This is a genomic window from Streptomyces sp. NPDC048106, assembly GCF_040706415.1.
GTDB lineage: Bacteria > Actinomycetota > Actinomycetes > Streptomycetales > Streptomycetaceae > Streptomyces.
This window is the reverse complement of record NZ_JBEZND010000004.1, coordinates 311,113-326,507: the sequence shown is the minus strand read 5'-3', so window position 1 is coordinate 326,507 and position 15,395 is coordinate 311,113. Positions and strand designations below refer to the sequence as shown.

General features: G+C 71.2%; 17 protein-coding genes and 1 pseudogene. 11 read left to right on the top strand and 7 right to left on the bottom strand.

The annotated features are described in order from the left end of the window. Positions 1-133 precede the first annotated feature (133 nt). Genes AB0927_RS06215 through AB0927_RS06205 form a run of 3 tightly spaced genes read right to left on the bottom strand, consistent with a single transcriptional unit; the run spans position 134 to position 2,605 of the window. Positions 134-928: an amino acid ABC transporter ATP-binding protein gene (locus AB0927_RS06215; RefSeq protein ID WP_366666354.1), complete on the bottom strand. Its 795-nt coding sequence runs from the start codon at positions 926-928 to the stop codon at positions 134-136. After that, the gene (locus tag AB0927_RS06210) at positions 925-1,758 is read right to left on the bottom strand and encodes an amino acid ABC transporter permease (protein ID WP_366666353.1); all 834 of its coding nucleotides are present in this window, start codon (positions 1,756-1,758) and stop codon (positions 925-927) included. The genes AB0927_RS06215 and AB0927_RS06210 overlap by 4 nt, the downstream gene beginning before the upstream one ends. Before the next feature lie 4 nt (positions 1,759-1,762). Continuing rightward, on the bottom strand, positions 1,763-2,605 hold the full coding sequence (locus AB0927_RS06205) for a basic amino acid ABC transporter substrate-binding protein (protein WP_366666352.1): 843 nt from the start codon (positions 2,603-2,605) through the stop codon (positions 1,763-1,765). A gap of 166 nt (positions 2,606-2,771) precedes the next feature. Between AB0927_RS06205 and AB0927_RS06200 the strand changes: the two genes are divergently transcribed. The 6 genes and pseudogenes from AB0927_RS06200 (at position 2,772) to thpD (ending at position 7,470) form a co-directional block, all read left to right on the top strand. Continuing rightward, positions 2,772-3,872, top strand: a complete 1,101-nt coding sequence (locus AB0927_RS06200) for an aminotransferase class V-fold PLP-dependent enzyme (protein WP_366666351.1) — start codon at positions 2,772-2,774, stop codon at positions 3,870-3,872. Between the two features lie 134 nt (positions 3,873-4,006). Then, a pseudogene (locus tag AB0927_RS06195) lies at positions 4,007-4,075 on the top strand (DUF664 domain-containing protein); the annotation flags it as partial. 255 nt (positions 4,076-4,330) lie between these two features. Further along, positions 4,331-4,849, top strand: a complete 519-nt coding sequence (ectA, locus tag AB0927_RS06190; RefSeq protein WP_366666350.1) for a diaminobutyrate acetyltransferase — start codon at positions 4,331-4,333, stop codon at positions 4,847-4,849. A gap of 13 nt (positions 4,850-4,862) precedes the next feature. After that, positions 4,863-6,134, top strand: a complete 1,272-nt coding sequence (gene ectB / locus AB0927_RS06185; protein WP_366666349.1) for a diaminobutyrate--2-oxoglutarate transaminase — start codon at positions 4,863-4,865, stop codon at positions 6,132-6,134. 31 nt (positions 6,135-6,165) lie between these two features. Continuing rightward, a complete protein-coding gene (locus AB0927_RS06180) occupies positions 6,166-6,570 on the top strand; it encodes an ectoine synthase (RefSeq protein ID WP_366666348.1) in 405 nt (134 codons plus the stop codon). A 6-nt stretch (positions 6,571-6,576) separates the two neighbouring features. Further along, positions 6,577-7,470: an ectoine hydroxylase gene (gene thpD, locus AB0927_RS06175; protein ID WP_366666347.1), complete on the top strand. Its 894-nt coding sequence runs from the start codon at positions 6,577-6,579 to the stop codon at positions 7,468-7,470. A 73-nt stretch (positions 7,471-7,543) separates the two neighbouring features. On the opposite strand, the gene AB0927_RS06170 is transcribed toward thpD, so the two are convergent. From AB0927_RS06170 to AB0927_RS06160, 3 genes are all read right to left on the bottom strand, one after another. Next, a complete protein-coding gene (locus AB0927_RS06170) occupies positions 7,544-8,596 on the bottom strand; it encodes an aminotransferase class V-fold PLP-dependent enzyme (protein WP_366666346.1) in 1,053 nt (350 codons plus the stop codon). Positions 8,597-8,807: 211 nt separating this feature from the next. Continuing rightward, the gene (locus AB0927_RS06165) at positions 8,808-9,527 is read right to left on the bottom strand and encodes a DsbA family oxidoreductase (protein ID WP_366666345.1); all 720 of its coding nucleotides are present in this window, start codon (positions 9,525-9,527) and stop codon (positions 8,808-8,810) included. 136 nt (positions 9,528-9,663) lie between these two features. Next, positions 9,664-10,503, bottom strand: coding sequence for a patatin-like phospholipase family protein (locus AB0927_RS06160; protein ID WP_366666344.1), 840 nt, complete (start codon positions 10,501-10,503; stop codon positions 9,664-9,666). 137 nt (positions 10,504-10,640) lie between these two features. On the opposite strand from AB0927_RS06160, the gene AB0927_RS06155 reads away from it, so the two are divergent. From AB0927_RS06155 to infA, 3 genes are all read left to right on the top strand, one after another. Continuing rightward, the gene (locus AB0927_RS06155) at positions 10,641-11,297 is read left to right on the top strand and encodes a TetR family transcriptional regulator (protein WP_366666343.1); all 657 of its coding nucleotides are present in this window, start codon (positions 10,641-10,643) and stop codon (positions 11,295-11,297) included. Positions 11,298-11,546: 249 nt separating this feature from the next. Further along, complete coding sequence (locus AB0927_RS06150) at positions 11,547-12,308, top strand: GNAT family N-acetyltransferase (RefSeq protein WP_366666342.1); 762 nt, start codon at positions 11,547-11,549, stop codon at positions 12,306-12,308. Positions 12,309-12,364: 56 nt separating this feature from the next. After that, positions 12,365-12,586 carry a translation initiation factor IF-1 gene (gene infA, locus AB0927_RS06145; RefSeq protein ID WP_366666341.1) on the top strand — a complete coding sequence of 74 codons (222 nt, stop codon included), beginning with the start codon at positions 12,365-12,367 and terminating at the stop codon, positions 12,584-12,586. Positions 12,587-12,648: 62 nt separating this feature from the next. Here infA and AB0927_RS06140 read toward each other — a convergent pair whose 3' ends face one another. After that, positions 12,649-13,152 (bottom strand): GNAT family N-acetyltransferase, encoded by a 504-nt coding sequence (locus AB0927_RS06140; RefSeq protein WP_366666340.1) that lies wholly within the window; start codon positions 13,150-13,152, stop codon positions 12,649-12,651. A 133-nt stretch (positions 13,153-13,285) separates the two neighbouring features. Here AB0927_RS06140 and AB0927_RS06135 point away from each other — a divergent pair, with 133 nt between their 5' ends. Together AB0927_RS06135 and AB0927_RS06130 are read left to right on the top strand one after the other, a co-directional pair. After that, a complete protein-coding gene (locus tag AB0927_RS06135; RefSeq protein WP_366666339.1) occupies positions 13,286-13,756 on the top strand; it encodes a GNAT family N-acetyltransferase in 471 nt (156 codons plus the stop codon). A gap of 111 nt (positions 13,757-13,867) precedes the next feature. Further along, the gene (locus tag AB0927_RS06130; protein WP_366666338.1) at positions 13,868-15,325 is read left to right on the top strand and encodes a penicillin-binding transpeptidase domain-containing protein; all 1,458 of its coding nucleotides are present in this window, start codon (positions 13,868-13,870) and stop codon (positions 15,323-15,325) included. Positions 15,326-15,395: the final 70 nt, after the last annotated feature.

The window sequence follows — 15,395 nt, the reverse complement described above, 5'->3', positions numbered from 1 at the left end:
GCGTCGACTCCCTCCTCCGCCTTGCATCTCGACGCACCAGACCCCGCTCACCTGGGTCAAAACCGTGCCGTGACTTCCCTCCACCAAGATCCGCCGGACACCCCCTAGGCGCGCCCGCCACCCCCCTGGTGGGCTAGCCCCGCTCGCCACCCCCCTGGTCCCCGGCCCCCTCCTCCACCTCGGCCATCGCCGGGTCGAGGAGGCGGGAGAGGAAGTGGCGGGTGCGCTCGTGCCGCGGGGCGCCGATGACCTGCTCGGGGCGGCCGTCCTCCACGATCAGGCCGCCGTCCATGAAGACGACCCGGTCGGCGACCTCGCGGGCGAAGGTCATCTCGTGGGTGACGACCATCATCGTCATGCCCTCGCGCGCGAGCCCCCGCATCACCGCGAGGACGTCCCCGACCAGCTCGGGGTCGAGCGCGGAGGTCGGCTCGTCGAAGAGCATCACCTCGGGGCCCATGGCGAGCGCGCGGGCGATGGCCACGCGCTGCTGCTGGCCGCCGGAGAGCGAGGAGGGGTAGGCGTCCGCCTTCTCCGCGAGGCCCACCCGGGCCAGGTTCTCGGCGGCGACGCGCGCGGCCCGCGCCTTGTCCCGCTTCAGCACCCGGCGCTGGGGCAGCGTGAGGTTCTCGGTGACGCTGAGGTGCGGGAAGAGGTTGAACTGCTGGAAGACCATGCCGATCCGGCGCCGGACGGCGTCGATGTCGACGTCCGGGTCGGTGATCTCGGTGCCGCCGACGAAGACCCGGCCCTCGGTGGGCTCCTCCAGGAGGTTCACACAGCGCAGCAGCGTGGACTTGCCGGAGCCGGAGGGGCCGATGACGCAGACGACCTCGCCCTGGCCGATCTCCAGGTCGATGCCGCGCAGGACATGGTTGTCGCCGAAGGACTTGTGCAGGGCTTGGACGCGGATCTCGGGGGTGGTCACCTGATCTCCCTGAGGGCCTTGGTTTCCATACGGCGTACGACGAGGCTCAGCGGGATCGTGATCAGCAGATAGCACAGGCCCGCGACCAGGATCGGCGTGGAGTTGGCGGTCTGGCTGGCCAGGTCGTTGCCGAACTTGGACAGTTCGCGCTGCTCCAGGGTGACCCCGAGGAACAGCACCAGCGAGGAGTCCTTGAAGAGCAGGACGAGCTCGTTGGTCAGCGGCGGCAGGATGATGCGGAAGGCCTGCGGCAGGATGATCGAGACCATGGCCCGCGCGGGCGAGAACCCGAGCGAACGGGCCGCCTCCATCTGCCCCTTGGGCACCGCCTGGATGCCCGCGCGGATGGTCTCGGCCATGTAGGCGGCGGAGACCAGTCCGAGCGCGACGGCGACCTTGCCGTAGGTGCCGCCCGGGTACTGGACGTCGGGGAAGGCCAGCGGCACCCCGACGCCGACGAAGATGAAGATCAGCAGCGCGGGCAGGCCGCGGAAGATCTCGATGTAGATGCCCGCGAGCCAGCGGTAGGGGCCGACGGAGGACAGCCGCATCAGGGCGATGACCATACCGAGGGCCAGGCCGACGACGAACCCGGACAGCGTGTAGAGCACGGTGTTCTTCAGGGCGACCGTGATCAGCTCGGGGAAGAGCTGCTTCGCGATGCCGGGCTGCGCGAACTGGTTCTGCAGCCGCCCCCAGTCCGCGGTGAGCGCGAAGGCGATCACCGCGGCGACGAGGACGGCGTACTGGGCGCCGCGCGAGACCTTGCGCTTCTGCGTGCGCGTCAGTCCCGTGCGCTTCGGCGCGCGGCCGGTGTCCGTGTCGGCCATGGGGTCAGGAACCGGCCGGGGAGGCGACGGAGGAGTCGTACGGGCCGATCCACTTCTCGTAGATCTTCTTGTAGGTGCCGTCGGCCTTGGCGTTCTTGAGGGCCTTGTTGACGGCGTCCAGCAGGGGCTTGTTGCCCTTCTTGACCGTGAAGCCGTACTGCTCGCCGGTCTTCAGGTTGTCGACCACCTTGAACTTGTCCGCCGTGGCCTTGTCCTTCAGCCAGCCCTGCACCACCGGGTAGTCGATGACGACGGCCTGGACCTGGCCGGTGCGCAGGCCGTTGAGGACGGCGTCCGAGGAGGCGAAGGAGACCGGGTCGAGGCCCTGCTTCTTGGCGAAGTCCTCGCCGGTGGTCTGCGCCTGGGCGCCGACCTTCTTGCCCTTGGCGTCGGCGAGCGAGGTGATGCCGCTGTTCTTGGCGGCCAGCACGGCCTGGGTGGCCTCGAAGTACGGGTCCGAGAAGTCGACGTTCTTCGCGCGCTCGGGGGTGATCGTCATACCGGCGGCGGCCAGGTCGCACTGGCCGGAGTTCAGGAAGGCGCCGGTCTTGAAGTTCTCGAACGGCGTGTCCACGATCTGCTGCTTGACGCCGAGGTCCTTGGCGACGAGGTCGATCAGGGAGACGTCGAAGCCCTGCACCTTGCCGTCGATCACCGACTGGAACGGCGGGTAGGGCAGGTGGGTGCAGGTGGTGAGCCGGCCGGCCTTGGCGAGGTGGACACCGCCCGCCGTGGTCTTGCCGCTCCCCGAGTCGCTGGAGGAGCAGCCCGCCACGACGAGCACGAGGCCCGCGGTCACGGTGGTGGCGGCCAGAAGGCGGGTCCGGCGCCCGAGGAGGGTTGTCATGGAAGGAATCTCCTATGGGGGAACAATAGGATCCGATTATAAGGAAATATTTGAGTCTCTCAAATCAAACCCATGGCTCCGGGGGCCCTGGACCTAAGATCAGGGGGAGCCGAGCCCTACGACCCCTGCGAACCGCGCGAACCCCCGACGAAGAGAGAGCACCGCTGTGACACACCCCCTCCTCGACCTGCCCCCGCTGACCGCGCAGCACTTCGCCGCCATCGAGGACCGGGTGGCCCGGCTGCTGGACACCCGGCAGGACGTGCTGATCACCCAGGGCGAGGCGCTGCTGCCGCTGGAGGGCGCGATCCGCGCGGCCGCCGGTCCGGGCACGGTGGCGCTGAACGTGATCACCGGTCCGTACGGGCAGACCTTCGGCAACTGGCTGCGCGACGCCGGCGCGACGGTGCACGACATCTCGGTCCCCTTCCACAGCGCGGTGCGGGCGGAGCAGATCCGCGCGGCGTTCGCCGAGCACCCGGAGATCGACTTCGTCTCGCTGGTGCACGCGGAGGCGGCGACCGGCAACACGAACCCGGTCGCGGAGATCGGCGCGGCGGTGCGGGAGCAGGGCGCGCTGTTCTATCTGGACGCGGTCGCCTCGGTGGGCGCGGAGCCGGTGCTGCCGGACGCGTGGGGCGTGGACCTGTGCGTGATCGGCGCGCAGAAGGCGATGGGCGGCCCGGCGGGCGTGTCGGCGATCTCGGTGAGCGAGCGGGCCTGGGCCCGGATGGCGGCGAACCCGAACGCGCCGCGCCGCTCCTACCTCTCCCTGCTGGACTGGAAGGAGCGCTGGACCGACGCCGGCCGAAAGGCACTGCCGCATGCTCCGGCCCAGTTGGAGATGCTGGCGCTGGACGCCTGCCTGGAGCGGATCGAGTCGGTCGGGCTGGACACGGTGATGGCCCGCCACCGCCGCGCGGCCGAGGCCACCCGGGCGGGCGCGCTGGCCCTGGGCGGCGGTCTGGAGCCCTACGTCCACGAGGCGTCGGACGCCGCCCCGGTCGCCACGACCCTGCGCGTCCCGCCGTCGCTCACGGCCTCCGGCCTGGTCGCGGCCGCGCTGGCCGCCGACCCCGCCCTCCCGCTGGCCGCGGGCGGCGGCGCCCTGGCCAAGGAGATGATCCGGGTCAACCACTACGGCCCCGACGCCACCGAGTCCTGTGTGCAGGCCGCCCTGGCGGCCCTGGGCGCGGCCCTCGCCGAGCAGGGCGTGCCGGTCGACCCGGCCGCCGCGCGGCAGGCCGTGGAGCAGGCCTGGCGGTAGCCACGGCGGATCCATGAGGGCGACGGCCCGCGCGGCAAGGCGCGGGCCGTTGTCATACCCCCTGCCGTGCCGCGGCCATGAGTAGCTGACCCTGCTGGGGCTGGTGCAGCATCTCGCCGAGGTCGAACGGACCTGAGTACGCCCGCCACAACGGGCACGCGGACATTCTTCGTGAACGAATCGACGGCGTCACCGGAGCCTGAATTCAATTTAGTTTCACAATTCCCGCCAATTTCCCGGACGGTAGCTTCCCATAGTCTTCTGCCCGCTTTCCGCACGGCTAAACGGGGCAGTTTTCCGGGAGATTTCTGACGGTTTCAGGGGTGTGACCTACTCCACAAACAAGGCGCTTTGCCCCGTTTTTCCGTGGGGTAAAGCGGGCATTTCACGCACCTCCGCGAGCAGTCGCGCACCGGCGGCCGTGCATTTCTTAATTCGCCTCGCTAAATTCGTGCCGCATGACTGCCGCACCCGCAGAACTGCTCATAGACCGACCGGCGACGGCGGACGGAGCCGCGCTCTGGCGTCTCGCCAAAGACTCGAAAACGCTCGACCTCAACTCGTCCTACAGCTATCTGCTGTGGTGCCGGGACTTCGCCGGCACCTCGGCGGTGGCGCGTGGTGCGGACGGCACGCCCGTCGGGTTCGTCACCGGGTACGTGCGGCCCGACCGTCCGCACACCCTGCTCGTCTGGCAGGTCGCCGTGGACTCCGCCCACCGTGGCCACGGCATCGCCGCCGCCCTGCTGGACGGACTGACCGCGCGGCTCGCCGCCGAGCATGGCGTCACCGACGTCGAGACCACCATCACGCCCGGCAACACCGCCTCCGAGCGGCTGTTCACCTCGTTCGCGAAGCGGCACGGGGCGCGCCTCACCCGCGAGGTGCTGTTCTCCGCCGAGCTGTTCCCGGACGGCCCCCACGACTCCGAAGTCCTCTACCGCATCGGCCCGTTGACCGATTCCCACGCCCACTGAGGAGCGAATCACCGTGACCATCACCCAGCCCGACCTCAGCGTCTTCGAGACCCTCGAGTCCGAGGTCCGCAGCTACTGCCGTGGCTGGCCCACCGTGTTCGACCGCGCGCAGGGCAGCCGGATGTACGACGAGGACGGCCACGCGTACCTCGACTTCTTCGCCGGGGCCGGATCACTCAACTACGGCCACAACAACCCCGTACTCAAACGGGCCCTCATCGACTACCTGTCCCGGGACGGGGTCACCCACGGCCTGGACATGTCGACCACGGCCAAGCGCGCGTTCCTCGACACCTTCCAGAACCTGGTGCTGCGCCCGCGCGACCTGCCGTACAAGGTCATGTTCCCGGGCCCGACCGGCACCAACGCCGTGGAGTCGGCGCTGAAGCTGGCCCGGAAGGTGAAGGGCCGCGAGGCCATCGTGTCGTTCACCAACGCCTTCCACGGGATGTCCCTGGGCTCGCTCGCGGTGACCGGCAACGCCTTCAAGCGGGCCGGCGCCGGCATCCCGCTGGTGCACGGCACCCCGATGCCCTTCGACAACTACTTCGACGGCACCGTCCCGGACTTCCTGTGGTTCGAGCGGCTGCTGGAGGACCACGGCTCCGGCCTGAACAAGCCCGCCGCGGTGATCGTGGAGACCGTGCAGGGCGAGGGCGGCATCAACGTGGCCCGGCCCGAGTGGCTGCGCGCGCTCAAGGAGCTGTGCGAGCGGCAGGACATGCTGCTGATCGTCGACGACATCCAGATGGGCTGCGGCCGTACCGGCGCCTTCTTCTCCTTCGAGGAGTCCGGGATCACCCCCGACATCGTCACGGTGTCGAAGTCCATCAGCGGCTACGGCCTGCCGATGTCGCTGTGCCTGTTCCGGCCCGAGCTGGACGTCTGGGAGCCGGGCGAGCACAACGGCACCTTCCGCGGCAACAACCCCGCCTTCGTCACCGCCACCGCGGCCCTGGAGACGTACTGGACCGACGGCTCGGCCATGGAGAAGCAGACCCGGGCCCGCGGCGAGCAGGTCGAGCAGGCGCTGATCTCCATCACCGAGGAGAACCTCGCCGACGTCAAGGAGTACCGCGGGCGCGGGCTGGTGTGGGGCCTGGAGTTCCACGACAAGGACCGCGCCTCGCGCATCGCCCGGCGGGCCTTCGAGCTGGGGCTGCTCATCGAGACCTCAGGGCCGGAAAGCGAGGTCGTCAAGCTGCTCCCGGCCCTGACCATCACCCCTGACGAGCTGGACGAGGGCCTCAGCGTCCTCGCCCGCGCCGTCCGGGAATCCGTCTGAACCGCAACGCCGACCAGGAGGAAGCACCACTGTGATCGTCCGATCGTTCAAGGAGATCGAAGGCACCGACCGGCACATCAAGTCGAAGTCGGGCACCTGGGAGAGCAAGCGGATCGTCCTCGCCAAGGAGCGGGTCGGCTTCTCCGTGCACGAGACCATCCTCTACGCGGGGACCGAGACGCAGATGTGGTACGCCAACCACATCGAGGCCGTCGTGTGCACCCGGGGCGAGGCCGAGCTGACCGACCGCGAGACCGGGAAGACCTACACCATCACGCCCGGCACCATGTACCTCCTGAACGGGCACGAGCGGCACACGCTGCGCGTCAAGGAGGACTTCCACTGCATCTGCGTGTTCAACCCGCCCGTGACCGGACGGGAGGACCACGACGAGAACGGCGTCTACCCGCTGCTCACCGAGCCCGAGGAGGTGTGAGGAACCATGACCACCGCCACCGTCAAGGATCTCTACCCGACCCGTGGCACCGCCGAGGTGACCGTCCCCCGTCAGGACCCGGTCGTCTGGGGCTCCCCGGACACCCCGGGCCCGATCGCGGCGGCCGACCTCCAGGCGTACGAGCGTGACGGCTTCCTCGCCGTCGACCAGCTGATCGGCCCCGCCGAGGTCGAGGTCTACCGGCAGGAACTGGACCGGCTGGTGACCGACCCGGCGATCCGCTTCGACGAGCGCTCCATCGTGGAGCCGGCGTCCCAGGAGATCCGCTCGGTCTTCGAGGTGCACCGGATCAGCGAGGTGTTCGCGGGCCTGGTGCGCGACGAGCGCGTGGTCGGCCGGGCCCGCCAGATCCTCGGCTCCGACGTGTACGTCCACCAGTCCCGGATCAACGTCAAGCCGGGGTTCGGCGCGAGCGGCTTCTACTGGCACTCGGACTTCGAGACCTGGCACGCCGAGGACGGTCTGCCGAACATGCGCACGGTGTCCGTCTCGATCGCGCTGACCGAGAACTTCGACACCAACGGCGGCCTGATGATCATGCCGGGCTCGCACCGCACGTTCCTGGGCTGCGCGGGCGAGACGCCCAAGGACAACTACAAGAAGTCGCTTCAGATGCAGGACGCGGGCACCCCGTCCGACCAGGCGCTGACCGGCCTGGCGGGCGAGCACGGCATCAAGCTGTTCACCGGCAGGGCGGGCTCGGCCACCTGGTTCGACTGCAACTGCATGCACGGTTCCGGCGACAACATCACGCCGTTCCCGCGCAGCAACGTCTTCATCGTGTTCAACAGCGTGGAGAACGCTGCGGTGGAGCCGTTCGCCGCGCCGGTACGCCGGCCGGAGTTCATCGGCGCGCGGGACTTCACTCCGGTGAGGTAGGCGCTCCAGGACACCGGGCCGGGGCCTCCACGTGTGGGACGGGAGGTCCCGGCCCGGTCATGTCCGGGTCCGCTCAGCCGGCCAGCGCGTCGAGCAGCCGGTCCACGTCCGCCGCCGTGTTGTAGAGGTGGAAGGACGCGCGCAGATTGCCCGCGCGGTCGGAGACCTCGATGCCGGCGCGGTGCAACTCGGCCTGCCTGCCGCCGAGTCGGGGCACGGAGACGATCGCCGAACCGGGCGCGGGCAGCGGCTCGTGCCCCAGCCGGGCGAGCCCCGCCTTGAAGCGCTCGGCGAGGGCCAGGTCGTGCGCGTGCACGGCGGCCACGCCCAGCTCCTCGATCAGCGTGAGCGAGCGGTACACCCCGGTGTAGGTGAAGAGGCCGGGGCTGACGTCGAACCGGCGGGCGGAGTGGGCGAGTTCGGCCACCGGGCCGTAGCAGCTGTCCCACGGCTGCTCGGCGGCGACCCAGCCCGCGAGCAGCGGGGTCAGCTCGCCGAGGTCCTCGGGGACCACGAGGAAGGCGGCGCCGTGCGGGCCGAGCAGCCACTTGAAGGTGGTGGTGACGGTGTAGTCGTAGCCGTCCGCGTCGACGGGAAGCCAGCCGGCGGCCTGGGAGAAGTCGACGTAGGTGCGCGCGCCGTGGGCGCGGGCCGCCGCGCGCAGGGCGGGCAGGTCGGCGACCCGGCCGTCGGCGGACTGGGCGGCGCTGACGGCGACCAGCGCGGTGCCGGGCCGCACGGACTCGGCGAGCCGCTCCAGCGGTACGGCGCGCGTCTTGAGGTCGCCGCGCAGGTGGAAGGGGGTCACCACGGAGGCGAAGTCGTCCTCGGCGGTGAGGACTTCGGCGCCCGCGGGCAGGGCGGCCGCGATCAGCCCGGTCTGCGCCGCGACCGACGGACCGGCCGCCACCCGCTCGGCCGGGACGCCGGCCAGCCGGGCGAAGGCGGCGCGGGCGTGCTCGACGTCCTCGAACAGCGGGTCCAGCGGGCGGCCCTCGGCCCGGATCTCCATCGCTTCCTGGAGTGCGGTGAGGGTGCGGGCCGGGAGCAGGCCGCTGGTCGCGGTGTTCAGGTAGGTGTTCTTCGGGCGGAACTCGGCACGGACGAGGCTCTCGAAGGTCTCCATGAGCCCACTGTGCGGGTCGGACAGGACCGCGTCCATTGCTCGTTCTCGCGGAGAGCGGCCAAGGGGTCCTTATACGTCGGCGCCGGCCTGGGCTTTCCCCTACGGCGTTCCCTACGGCTCGCCCCTACGGCATTCCTTAGGGCTTGCCCTACGACTTCCGCTCCGGGAGTTTCCGCCGCCGGACCCGGCCCCGGTCCCGGCCCCGGGACGCTCAGACCCGCGGCGGAACCGCGCACCCGTCCGGGCCGCAGGCGTCGGCGTCCCCCTGGTCGAGCAGCCGCAGCGGGGAGCGCTCGCCCCAGGCCTGGGTGAGCGCCTGGGCGAAGACCTCGGCGGGCTGGGCGCCGGAGACGCCGTACTTCCGGTCGAGGACGAAGAAGGGGACGCCGGTCGCGCCCAGCTCGGCGGCCTCGCGCTCGTCCTCGCGCACCGCGTCGGCGTAGGCCTCCGGGTCGGCGAGCACCGCGCGCACCCGGGCGGCGTCCAGTCCGGCCTCCGTGGCCAGCTCGACCAGCCGCTCGTCGCCCTCGGCGAAGACGGACCGCTCCTCGGCGAAGTTGGCCCGGTACAGGGCCTGGATCAGCTCGTCCTGCCGGCCGTGCTCCTTGGCGAGGTGCAGCAGGCGGTGCATGTCGAAGGTGTTGCCGTGGTCGCGGCCCCGGGTGCGGTAGTCCAGGCCCTCGGCGGCGGCCTGGGCGCCCAGGTTGTCCTCTCCCGCCTCGGCCTGCGCCTCGCTCATGCCGTACTTCCTGGTCAGCATGGTGAGCACGGACTCGACATCGCCCTTGGCCCGCCCGGGGTCCAGCTCGAAGGAGCGGTGCACCACCTCGACGTCGTCGCGGTGCGGGAAGGCGGCGAGCGCCTTCTCGAAGCGGGCCTTGCCCACGTAGCACCAGGGGCAGGCGATGTCGCTCCAGATCTCGACGCGCATGTCTTCGGCTCTTTCCAGGTCGCACGGGTACGGAGGCGATCTCCACCGAGTACCTGAACGTTCAAACGCCGATGCCCATTCCCCTGGGGGGCACGGCGCCCGGCCGCCCCGAGCCGACGGCAGCGGGCACCGCACGTCACCCCTGCCAGGCCTCGGCCACCGAAGGGGCCAGCGCCCTGGCCTGGGCGTGGCCCGCGCGGGCGGCGGCCGGCCGGCGCCTGTCGTCCGTCATGTCGCGGCCCATCGCGCGGCGCGCGGCGCGGTCCGGGGTCAGCAGGACGACCCGCGCTCCCTCGTCGGAGAGTTCCGCGGCCTGCCGCGCGGCGCTCGGATGCGGCCCGACCGCCCGCGGGAGGGGCACGACCGCTAGGACCACGCGCTGCCCGCGTGCGAGCTGGAGGTTGGCGGTCGAACGGCTGCCGCCGTCCATCCAGCGCCGCCCCGCCACGGTGACCGGCGGCCATACGACGGGCACGGCGCAGCTCGCCGCCACCGCTTCGAGGAGGGTGACTCCGGAGCGCGAGTCGAACAGCTCGGTCCGTCCGCTCCGCGCGTCGACCGCGGCGATCCGCAGCTCCCGCCCGGGCCAGTCGCGTACGTCGCCCAGGAGCGCGCCGACCGTGTCGAAGACGTCCGACTCCGGGCCGGTCGGGGCCCGCAGCGCCGCCCGGCCGAGGCGTTCGACGGACCGCTGGGGATCGCGGGAGCCGAGCGCCGCCCAGAGGAACCGCGCCGTCTGACGCGCCGTCACCGGCAGCCGGACCGCGTCCGCCCCGGAGAGCTGACGCTCGTAGAGCTCCGCGGCCGGGACGCCGGAGCGGAGCCGGGATCCGAAGACGGCACCGGCGGAGGTGCCGATCACGACGTCGGCGCTGCCGAGGTCGATCCCGGCCTCGGTGAGCCCGGCGAGCACCCCGGTCAGCCAGGCTCCCCCCACCGGTCCGCCGCCGCCGAGCACGAGTGCGGTGCCGGGCATGCCTCCCCCTCCCCGTGGACACCCGCGGACGTCCCGCCCGCGGGAGCGAAACAGGGACCAGTCCCCGTTTACCCGGCCGACGATAGCATCCGTACCGGGGAGCACTCCCCATTACGGCTCGGGAAGAAGGAGACCTGATGGCCGACCGTTCGCCGCACGTGCGCCGCGACGCGCTGCGCAACCGGAAGCTGCTGACGGCCACGGCCCGCGAGGTCTTCGCCGAACAGGGCCTGGACGCCCCGCTCGACGTGATCGCCCGGCAGGCCGGCGTGGGCAACGCCACGCTCTACCGCCACTTCCCGACCCGCGCCGCGCTCGTCGACGAGGTCTTCCGGGACGCGCTCACGGAGACCACGGCGGCCGGCGAGCGGGCACGAGCCGCCGAGGACGCGTGGACGGGACTGACGCAGTACCTGCGCACCGTGTTCGCGGGCCTGGCCGCGGACCGCGGCACCAACGACCTCATGACCACGAACCTGGAGGGCGTCGCCTCCCTGGAGGCGGTCCACGCCCACAACCGCGAGACCATCGACGAACTGCTGCGGCGCGGTCGGGAACAGGGCACCGTCCGCCCGGACCTGACCACCGAGGACCTGCTCTTCGCCCTGGCGGCGCTGGGCCGGGCCGTACCCGCGCTCACCGCGGTCGCCCCGGGCGCCTGGCTCCGCCCGCTCGCCCTGCTCCTCGACGGCCTGCGCGCCGGACCGGCCGCGCCCCCGCTGCCCGCACCGGCCCTGACGCCCGGTCAGCTCGGCGACGTACTACTCAACTTGGGCCCGCACAGGCGGCGTTGAGGGAACCTGGTCGGCCTCAACCTGGTGGACGGGAGGAATTCGGGACTGATAGCCTCATCGAGGCCGTGAATCAGTCGCAAGGAGGTGAGACCCATGAACGTGGTAACGACGTGGGTGCTTCCTTCTTCGCCACGGTCGGGCGACTGACGCAGGTCGCCGGGAGCGCCTTGACAAGGCAATCCCGAAAGGCAAAGGCCTATGAATTCTGTGCCCATCGTTTCCGGCACGGACAAGCGCAGGACAGCCGACATGTGCGTCGAGCGAGAGTGGCACGCGCGGGAGGACGGCCAGGTGGTCGGCCACGGCGCGGCCTGGCGCAGGCTCGACGGACGGCTCTTCGTCAGCATCGACGCCTGGCACGGCGCGGCGTTCGACCAGATCGTCGGCATGATGCTCGCCGACCTGCCGCGACCGCTGTACACCATGGTCGACGAGACCGACGCCGAGCTGACATCCCAGTGGCAGCGAGCCGGCTTCACCACCGGGCGCCGCGAGTGGATGTGTCTCGTGCCCACCGACCCGCGAGCCACCGGGCTCCATGCGGCGTCCGTACCGCCGGACGTGACGATCCTACCCGTCGGCGAGCCGGAGGAAGGCCCGCTGCGCCGGCTGGACCGCGCGCTCCGCGACGAGATCGAGGCCACTGTCGGCTGGCAGGAGATGCCGGCCGAGGTGCTGCACCGCCCGGCCGACGGCTCCCCGGTGGACCCGTCGGTCTTCGTGCACCCCTCGAAGTGCGCGGTGGCGGCACGGTCGGGTCAGTACGTGGGCATGATCCGGCTGGCGCCGGTACCCCGGCAGCCGCGGATCGGCCTGATCGCGGTCCGGGCCGGTCAGCGGCGACACGGCATCGCCCGCGCACTGCTGGCCCAGGTACTGGGTTCACTGCACCAGTCCGGGATCCGGACCGTGGCGGCCGAAGTCAGCGAGGCCAACGAAGCGGCGACGGGGCTCTTCGAGAGCGTCGGCGCCCAGCGCGTGAGCAGGAACCTGGAGTTGCTGCTCCGCTGACACAGCGACAAAGTCTTTTCCGACCCCGCAATTCACCGACCACAGAGTGCGAGAGTATGCCGAAGCAGACACGCGGAATCCAAGTCGAGGGCACCGTCGTCGAGTGCCTCCGCAATGCCACCTTCCAGGTGGAACTGGAGAACGGGCACAAGGTTCTCAGTCACATCAGCGGAAAGATCCGGAAGAACTACATCAAGATTCTTCCCTATGACCGGGTGCTCGTGGAGGTCAGCCCGTACGACCTGACCCGCGGCCGGATCCTGTTCCGGTACAGGTAAGGGACAGCGGGCGTTCCCCCGCCGCCGGTACCGGCGTTCCCGGGGCGGGGGAGTCGCTCGGCTCATTCCGCCGGGGGCACGGCGTACCGCAGGAAGAGGTGGTGGTCGCCCTCGGCGGGCGGATTCCCCGGATCCGGCACCCAGCCCTGCCGGGCGTAGAAGCCCTGGGCCCGCCGGTTGTCCGCGTGGACGTCGAGCACGGCCGTCCGCCGGCCCCCGGCCCGCCACTCCCCCACGCAGGCCGCGTGCAGGGCCGTACCGATGCCGCCCCGCCAGTGGTCGGGGTCGACGTGGAACTGGAACAGCCTGACGGTGTCCGCGTCGGCCCCGTCCGGCGTCCGGAAGGACGCGATCCCGACCAGCCGCCCCTCCCGCAGGGCGCACAGCACCCGCCCGTCGACCCGCTCGATGGACCCGCGCCACGCCTCCAGCCAGTCGAACTCCGCCTGCGGAACGCCTTGCGGGTAGTACGTGGAACGCGCCCGGAAGTGCAGCTCGGCGACGGCCTCGGCCTCGGTGGGCAGCGCGGCGCGGATCTCCAGGGCGCCCCCGGATTCACTGATCATGCGACGGAGGACGTCTTCCGCGCGCCGGCGGTTCCCGGTCCGCGCCCGGCGGCGCGGGCGCTGGGCACGAACCGCGGGCCCTGAGCGCGGCGAGCCCCGGCGTGGCGGTCCTACCGTCGTATTCTCTGGCCCCATGGAGATCGCGCTGCGGACCGTTCAGGACGGCGATCTGCCGTTGTTCTTCCGGCAGATGACCGACCCGGTGGCCCTGCGGATGGCCGCGTTCGGCCCCGAGGACCCGACCGACCGGCATGCCTTCGAGAACCGTCTCAAACGCGTCCGTGCCTCCTCCGACGTGCTGCGCACCGTGCTGGCCGACGGGCGGGTGGCCGGCAGCGCGGCGGTCTACGGGGAGCCCGGCGAGCGCGAGGTGACGTACTGGATCGACCGCGTCTACTGGGGCCGGGGCGTGGCGACGGCCGCCCTGCGCGCGCTGCTCGCCGAGGTCCCCGAGCGGCCGCTCTACGCGCGGGCGGCGGCCGACAACACCGCCTCGCTGCGGGTCCTGGCCAAGTGCGGCTTCCGCGAGTCCGCGCGGGCGCGGGGCTTCGCCAACGGCCGGGGCGAGGAGATCGAGGAGGTCGTGCTCGTCCTGGACGCCTGAGCACCGGACGCGCGGGAGCGCACAGATGAGCGGGAGCACAGGATGAGCGGGAGATGAGAAATCGGGGGACAGGGGAACGATCGCGCCCCTCCCGCTCGTCTTCCGTGCGGGATGAACAAGACGATCAGACGGGCGTCCGTCTTCACGCTGCTGCTCGTGCTCGCCCTGCTGGCCAGGGCGACGTGGGTGCAGTTCTACGACGGCAAGGCCCTCGCGGACGACACGCACAACCGGCGCAACGCGATCGAGACGTACTCGCGGCCGCTCGGGAACATCATCGTGGCCGGAAACGCCATCACCGGCTCGGCGCGGACCAGGGGAGGCGACCTCGCGTACAAGCGGACGTACACCGACGGCGAGCTGTACGCGGCGGTGACCGGCTACGCCTCGCAGGCCTACGCGCCCACCCAGCTTGAGGGCATCTACACGGATCTGCTCAACGGCACGGACCCGAGTCTGAGGACCGTGATGGACACCCTCACCGGTGAGCGCTCCGACCCCGGCGACGTCGTCACCACCATCGACCCGGCGGTGCAGAAGGCGGCCTACCGCGCGCTCGGCGACAAGAAGGGCGGGGCCGTCGCCATCGACCCGAAGACCGGCCGCATCCTGGCCGCGGTGTCGACACCGTCGTACGACCCGTCGGTGCTCACCGACGCCAACACGGCCGGCTCCGCCTGGAAGCGGCTCAACGCGGACCCGGACAAGCCGCTGACCAACCGCGCGCTGCGCCAGCCGCTGCCTCCCGGCTCGACGTTCAAGCTGGTGGTGGCCTCGGCCGCGCTGGAGAGCGGGCTGTACGGGAACGTGGACGAGCACACCGACAGCCCCGACCCCTACCGGCTGCCGGGCACGGTGCGCGACCTGGCCAACGAGAACCCCTCGGCGCCGTGCCGCGACGCCTCGATCCGGGTGGCCCTCCAGTACTCCTGCAACAACGTCTTCGCCAAGATGGCCGTCGACCTCGGCCAGGACAAGGTGCGGGCGATGGCGGAGAAGTTCGGCTTCGACGACGACCACCAGGACGTGCCGGTGCGCGCCTACACCAGCGTCTACCCGTCGGACATGGACAAGTCCTCGACCGCGCTGACCGGCATCGGCCAGTACGAGGTCACCGCGACCCCGCTCCAGATGGCCATGGTGTCCGCGGCGATCGCCAATGGCGGCGAACTGGCCTCCCCGCACATGGTGGCCCGGACCGTCGACGGCGGCGGTGACGTGGTGCACGACTATGACGGCGACACCGGCACCAAGCGGATCGTCAGCGCCAGGACCGCGGCCCAGCTCCAGTCCGCCATGGAGACCGTGGTGAAGGACGGCACCGGCACCAACGCGCTGATCGACGGCGTGACCGTCGGCGGCAAGACCGGCACCGCGCAGCACGGCGAGAACAACAGCAAGACGCCGTACGCCTGGTTCACCTCGTTCGGCAAGTCCGACAGCACCGGCAAGGAGGTGGCCGTCGCGGTGATGGTCGAGCAGTCGGACGCGGCGCGCTCGGAGGTCAGCGGCAACGGGCTGGCGGCGCCGGTGGCGCGGGCGATGATGGCGGCGGCGCTGGAGAAGTGAGGGGGCCGCACCGGCGACCGGCGAGAAGTACCGCGCCCCCGCCACGGCGCTGTGCGTGCGGCCGGCGGCG

What these genes read in the sequence shown, in the direction of transcription:
- AB0927_RS06160 (WP_366666344.1), bottom strand. Translation starts at nt 10,503, where the DNA reads ATGCCCGGCACCGCACTCGTGCTCGGCGGCGGCGGACCGGTGGGGGGA.
- ectA (WP_366666350.1), top strand. Translation starts at nt 4,331, where the DNA reads ATGACTGCCGCACCCGCAGAACTGCTCATAGACCGACCGGCGACGGCG.
- AB0927_RS06140 (WP_366666340.1), bottom strand. Translation starts at nt 13,152, where the DNA reads ATGATCAGTGAATCCGGGGGCGCCCTGGAGATCCGCGCCGCGCTGCCC.
- AB0927_RS06130 (WP_366666338.1), top strand. Translation starts at nt 13,868, where the DNA reads ATGAACAAGACGATCAGACGGGCGTCCGTCTTCACGCTGCTGCTCGTG.
- AB0927_RS06210 (WP_366666353.1), bottom strand. Translation starts at nt 1,758, where the DNA reads ATGGCCGACACGGACACCGGCCGCGCGCCGAAGCGCACGGGACTGACG.
- AB0927_RS06205 (WP_366666352.1), bottom strand. Translation starts at nt 2,605, where the DNA reads ATGACAACCCTCCTCGGGCGCCGGACCCGCCTTCTGGCCGCCACCACC.
- AB0927_RS06165 (WP_366666345.1), bottom strand. Translation starts at nt 9,527, where the DNA reads ATGCGCGTCGAGATCTGGAGCGACATCGCCTGCCCCTGGTGCTACGTG.
- infA (WP_366666341.1), top strand. Translation starts at nt 12,365, where the DNA reads ATGCCGAAGCAGACACGCGGAATCCAAGTCGAGGGCACCGTCGTCGAG.
- thpD (WP_366666347.1), top strand. Translation starts at nt 6,577, where the DNA reads ATGACCACCGCCACCGTCAAGGATCTCTACCCGACCCGTGGCACCGCC.
- AB0927_RS06150 (WP_366666342.1), top strand. Translation starts at nt 11,547, where the DNA reads ATGTGCGTCGAGCGAGAGTGGCACGCGCGGGAGGACGGCCAGGTGGTC.
- AB0927_RS06155 (WP_366666343.1), top strand. Translation starts at nt 10,641, where the DNA reads ATGGCCGACCGTTCGCCGCACGTGCGCCGCGACGCGCTGCGCAACCGG.
- AB0927_RS06135 (WP_366666339.1), top strand. Translation starts at nt 13,286, where the DNA reads ATGGAGATCGCGCTGCGGACCGTTCAGGACGGCGATCTGCCGTTGTTC.
- AB0927_RS06170 (WP_366666346.1), bottom strand. Translation starts at nt 8,596, where the DNA reads ATGGAGACCTTCGAGAGCCTCGTCCGTGCCGAGTTCCGCCCGAAGAAC.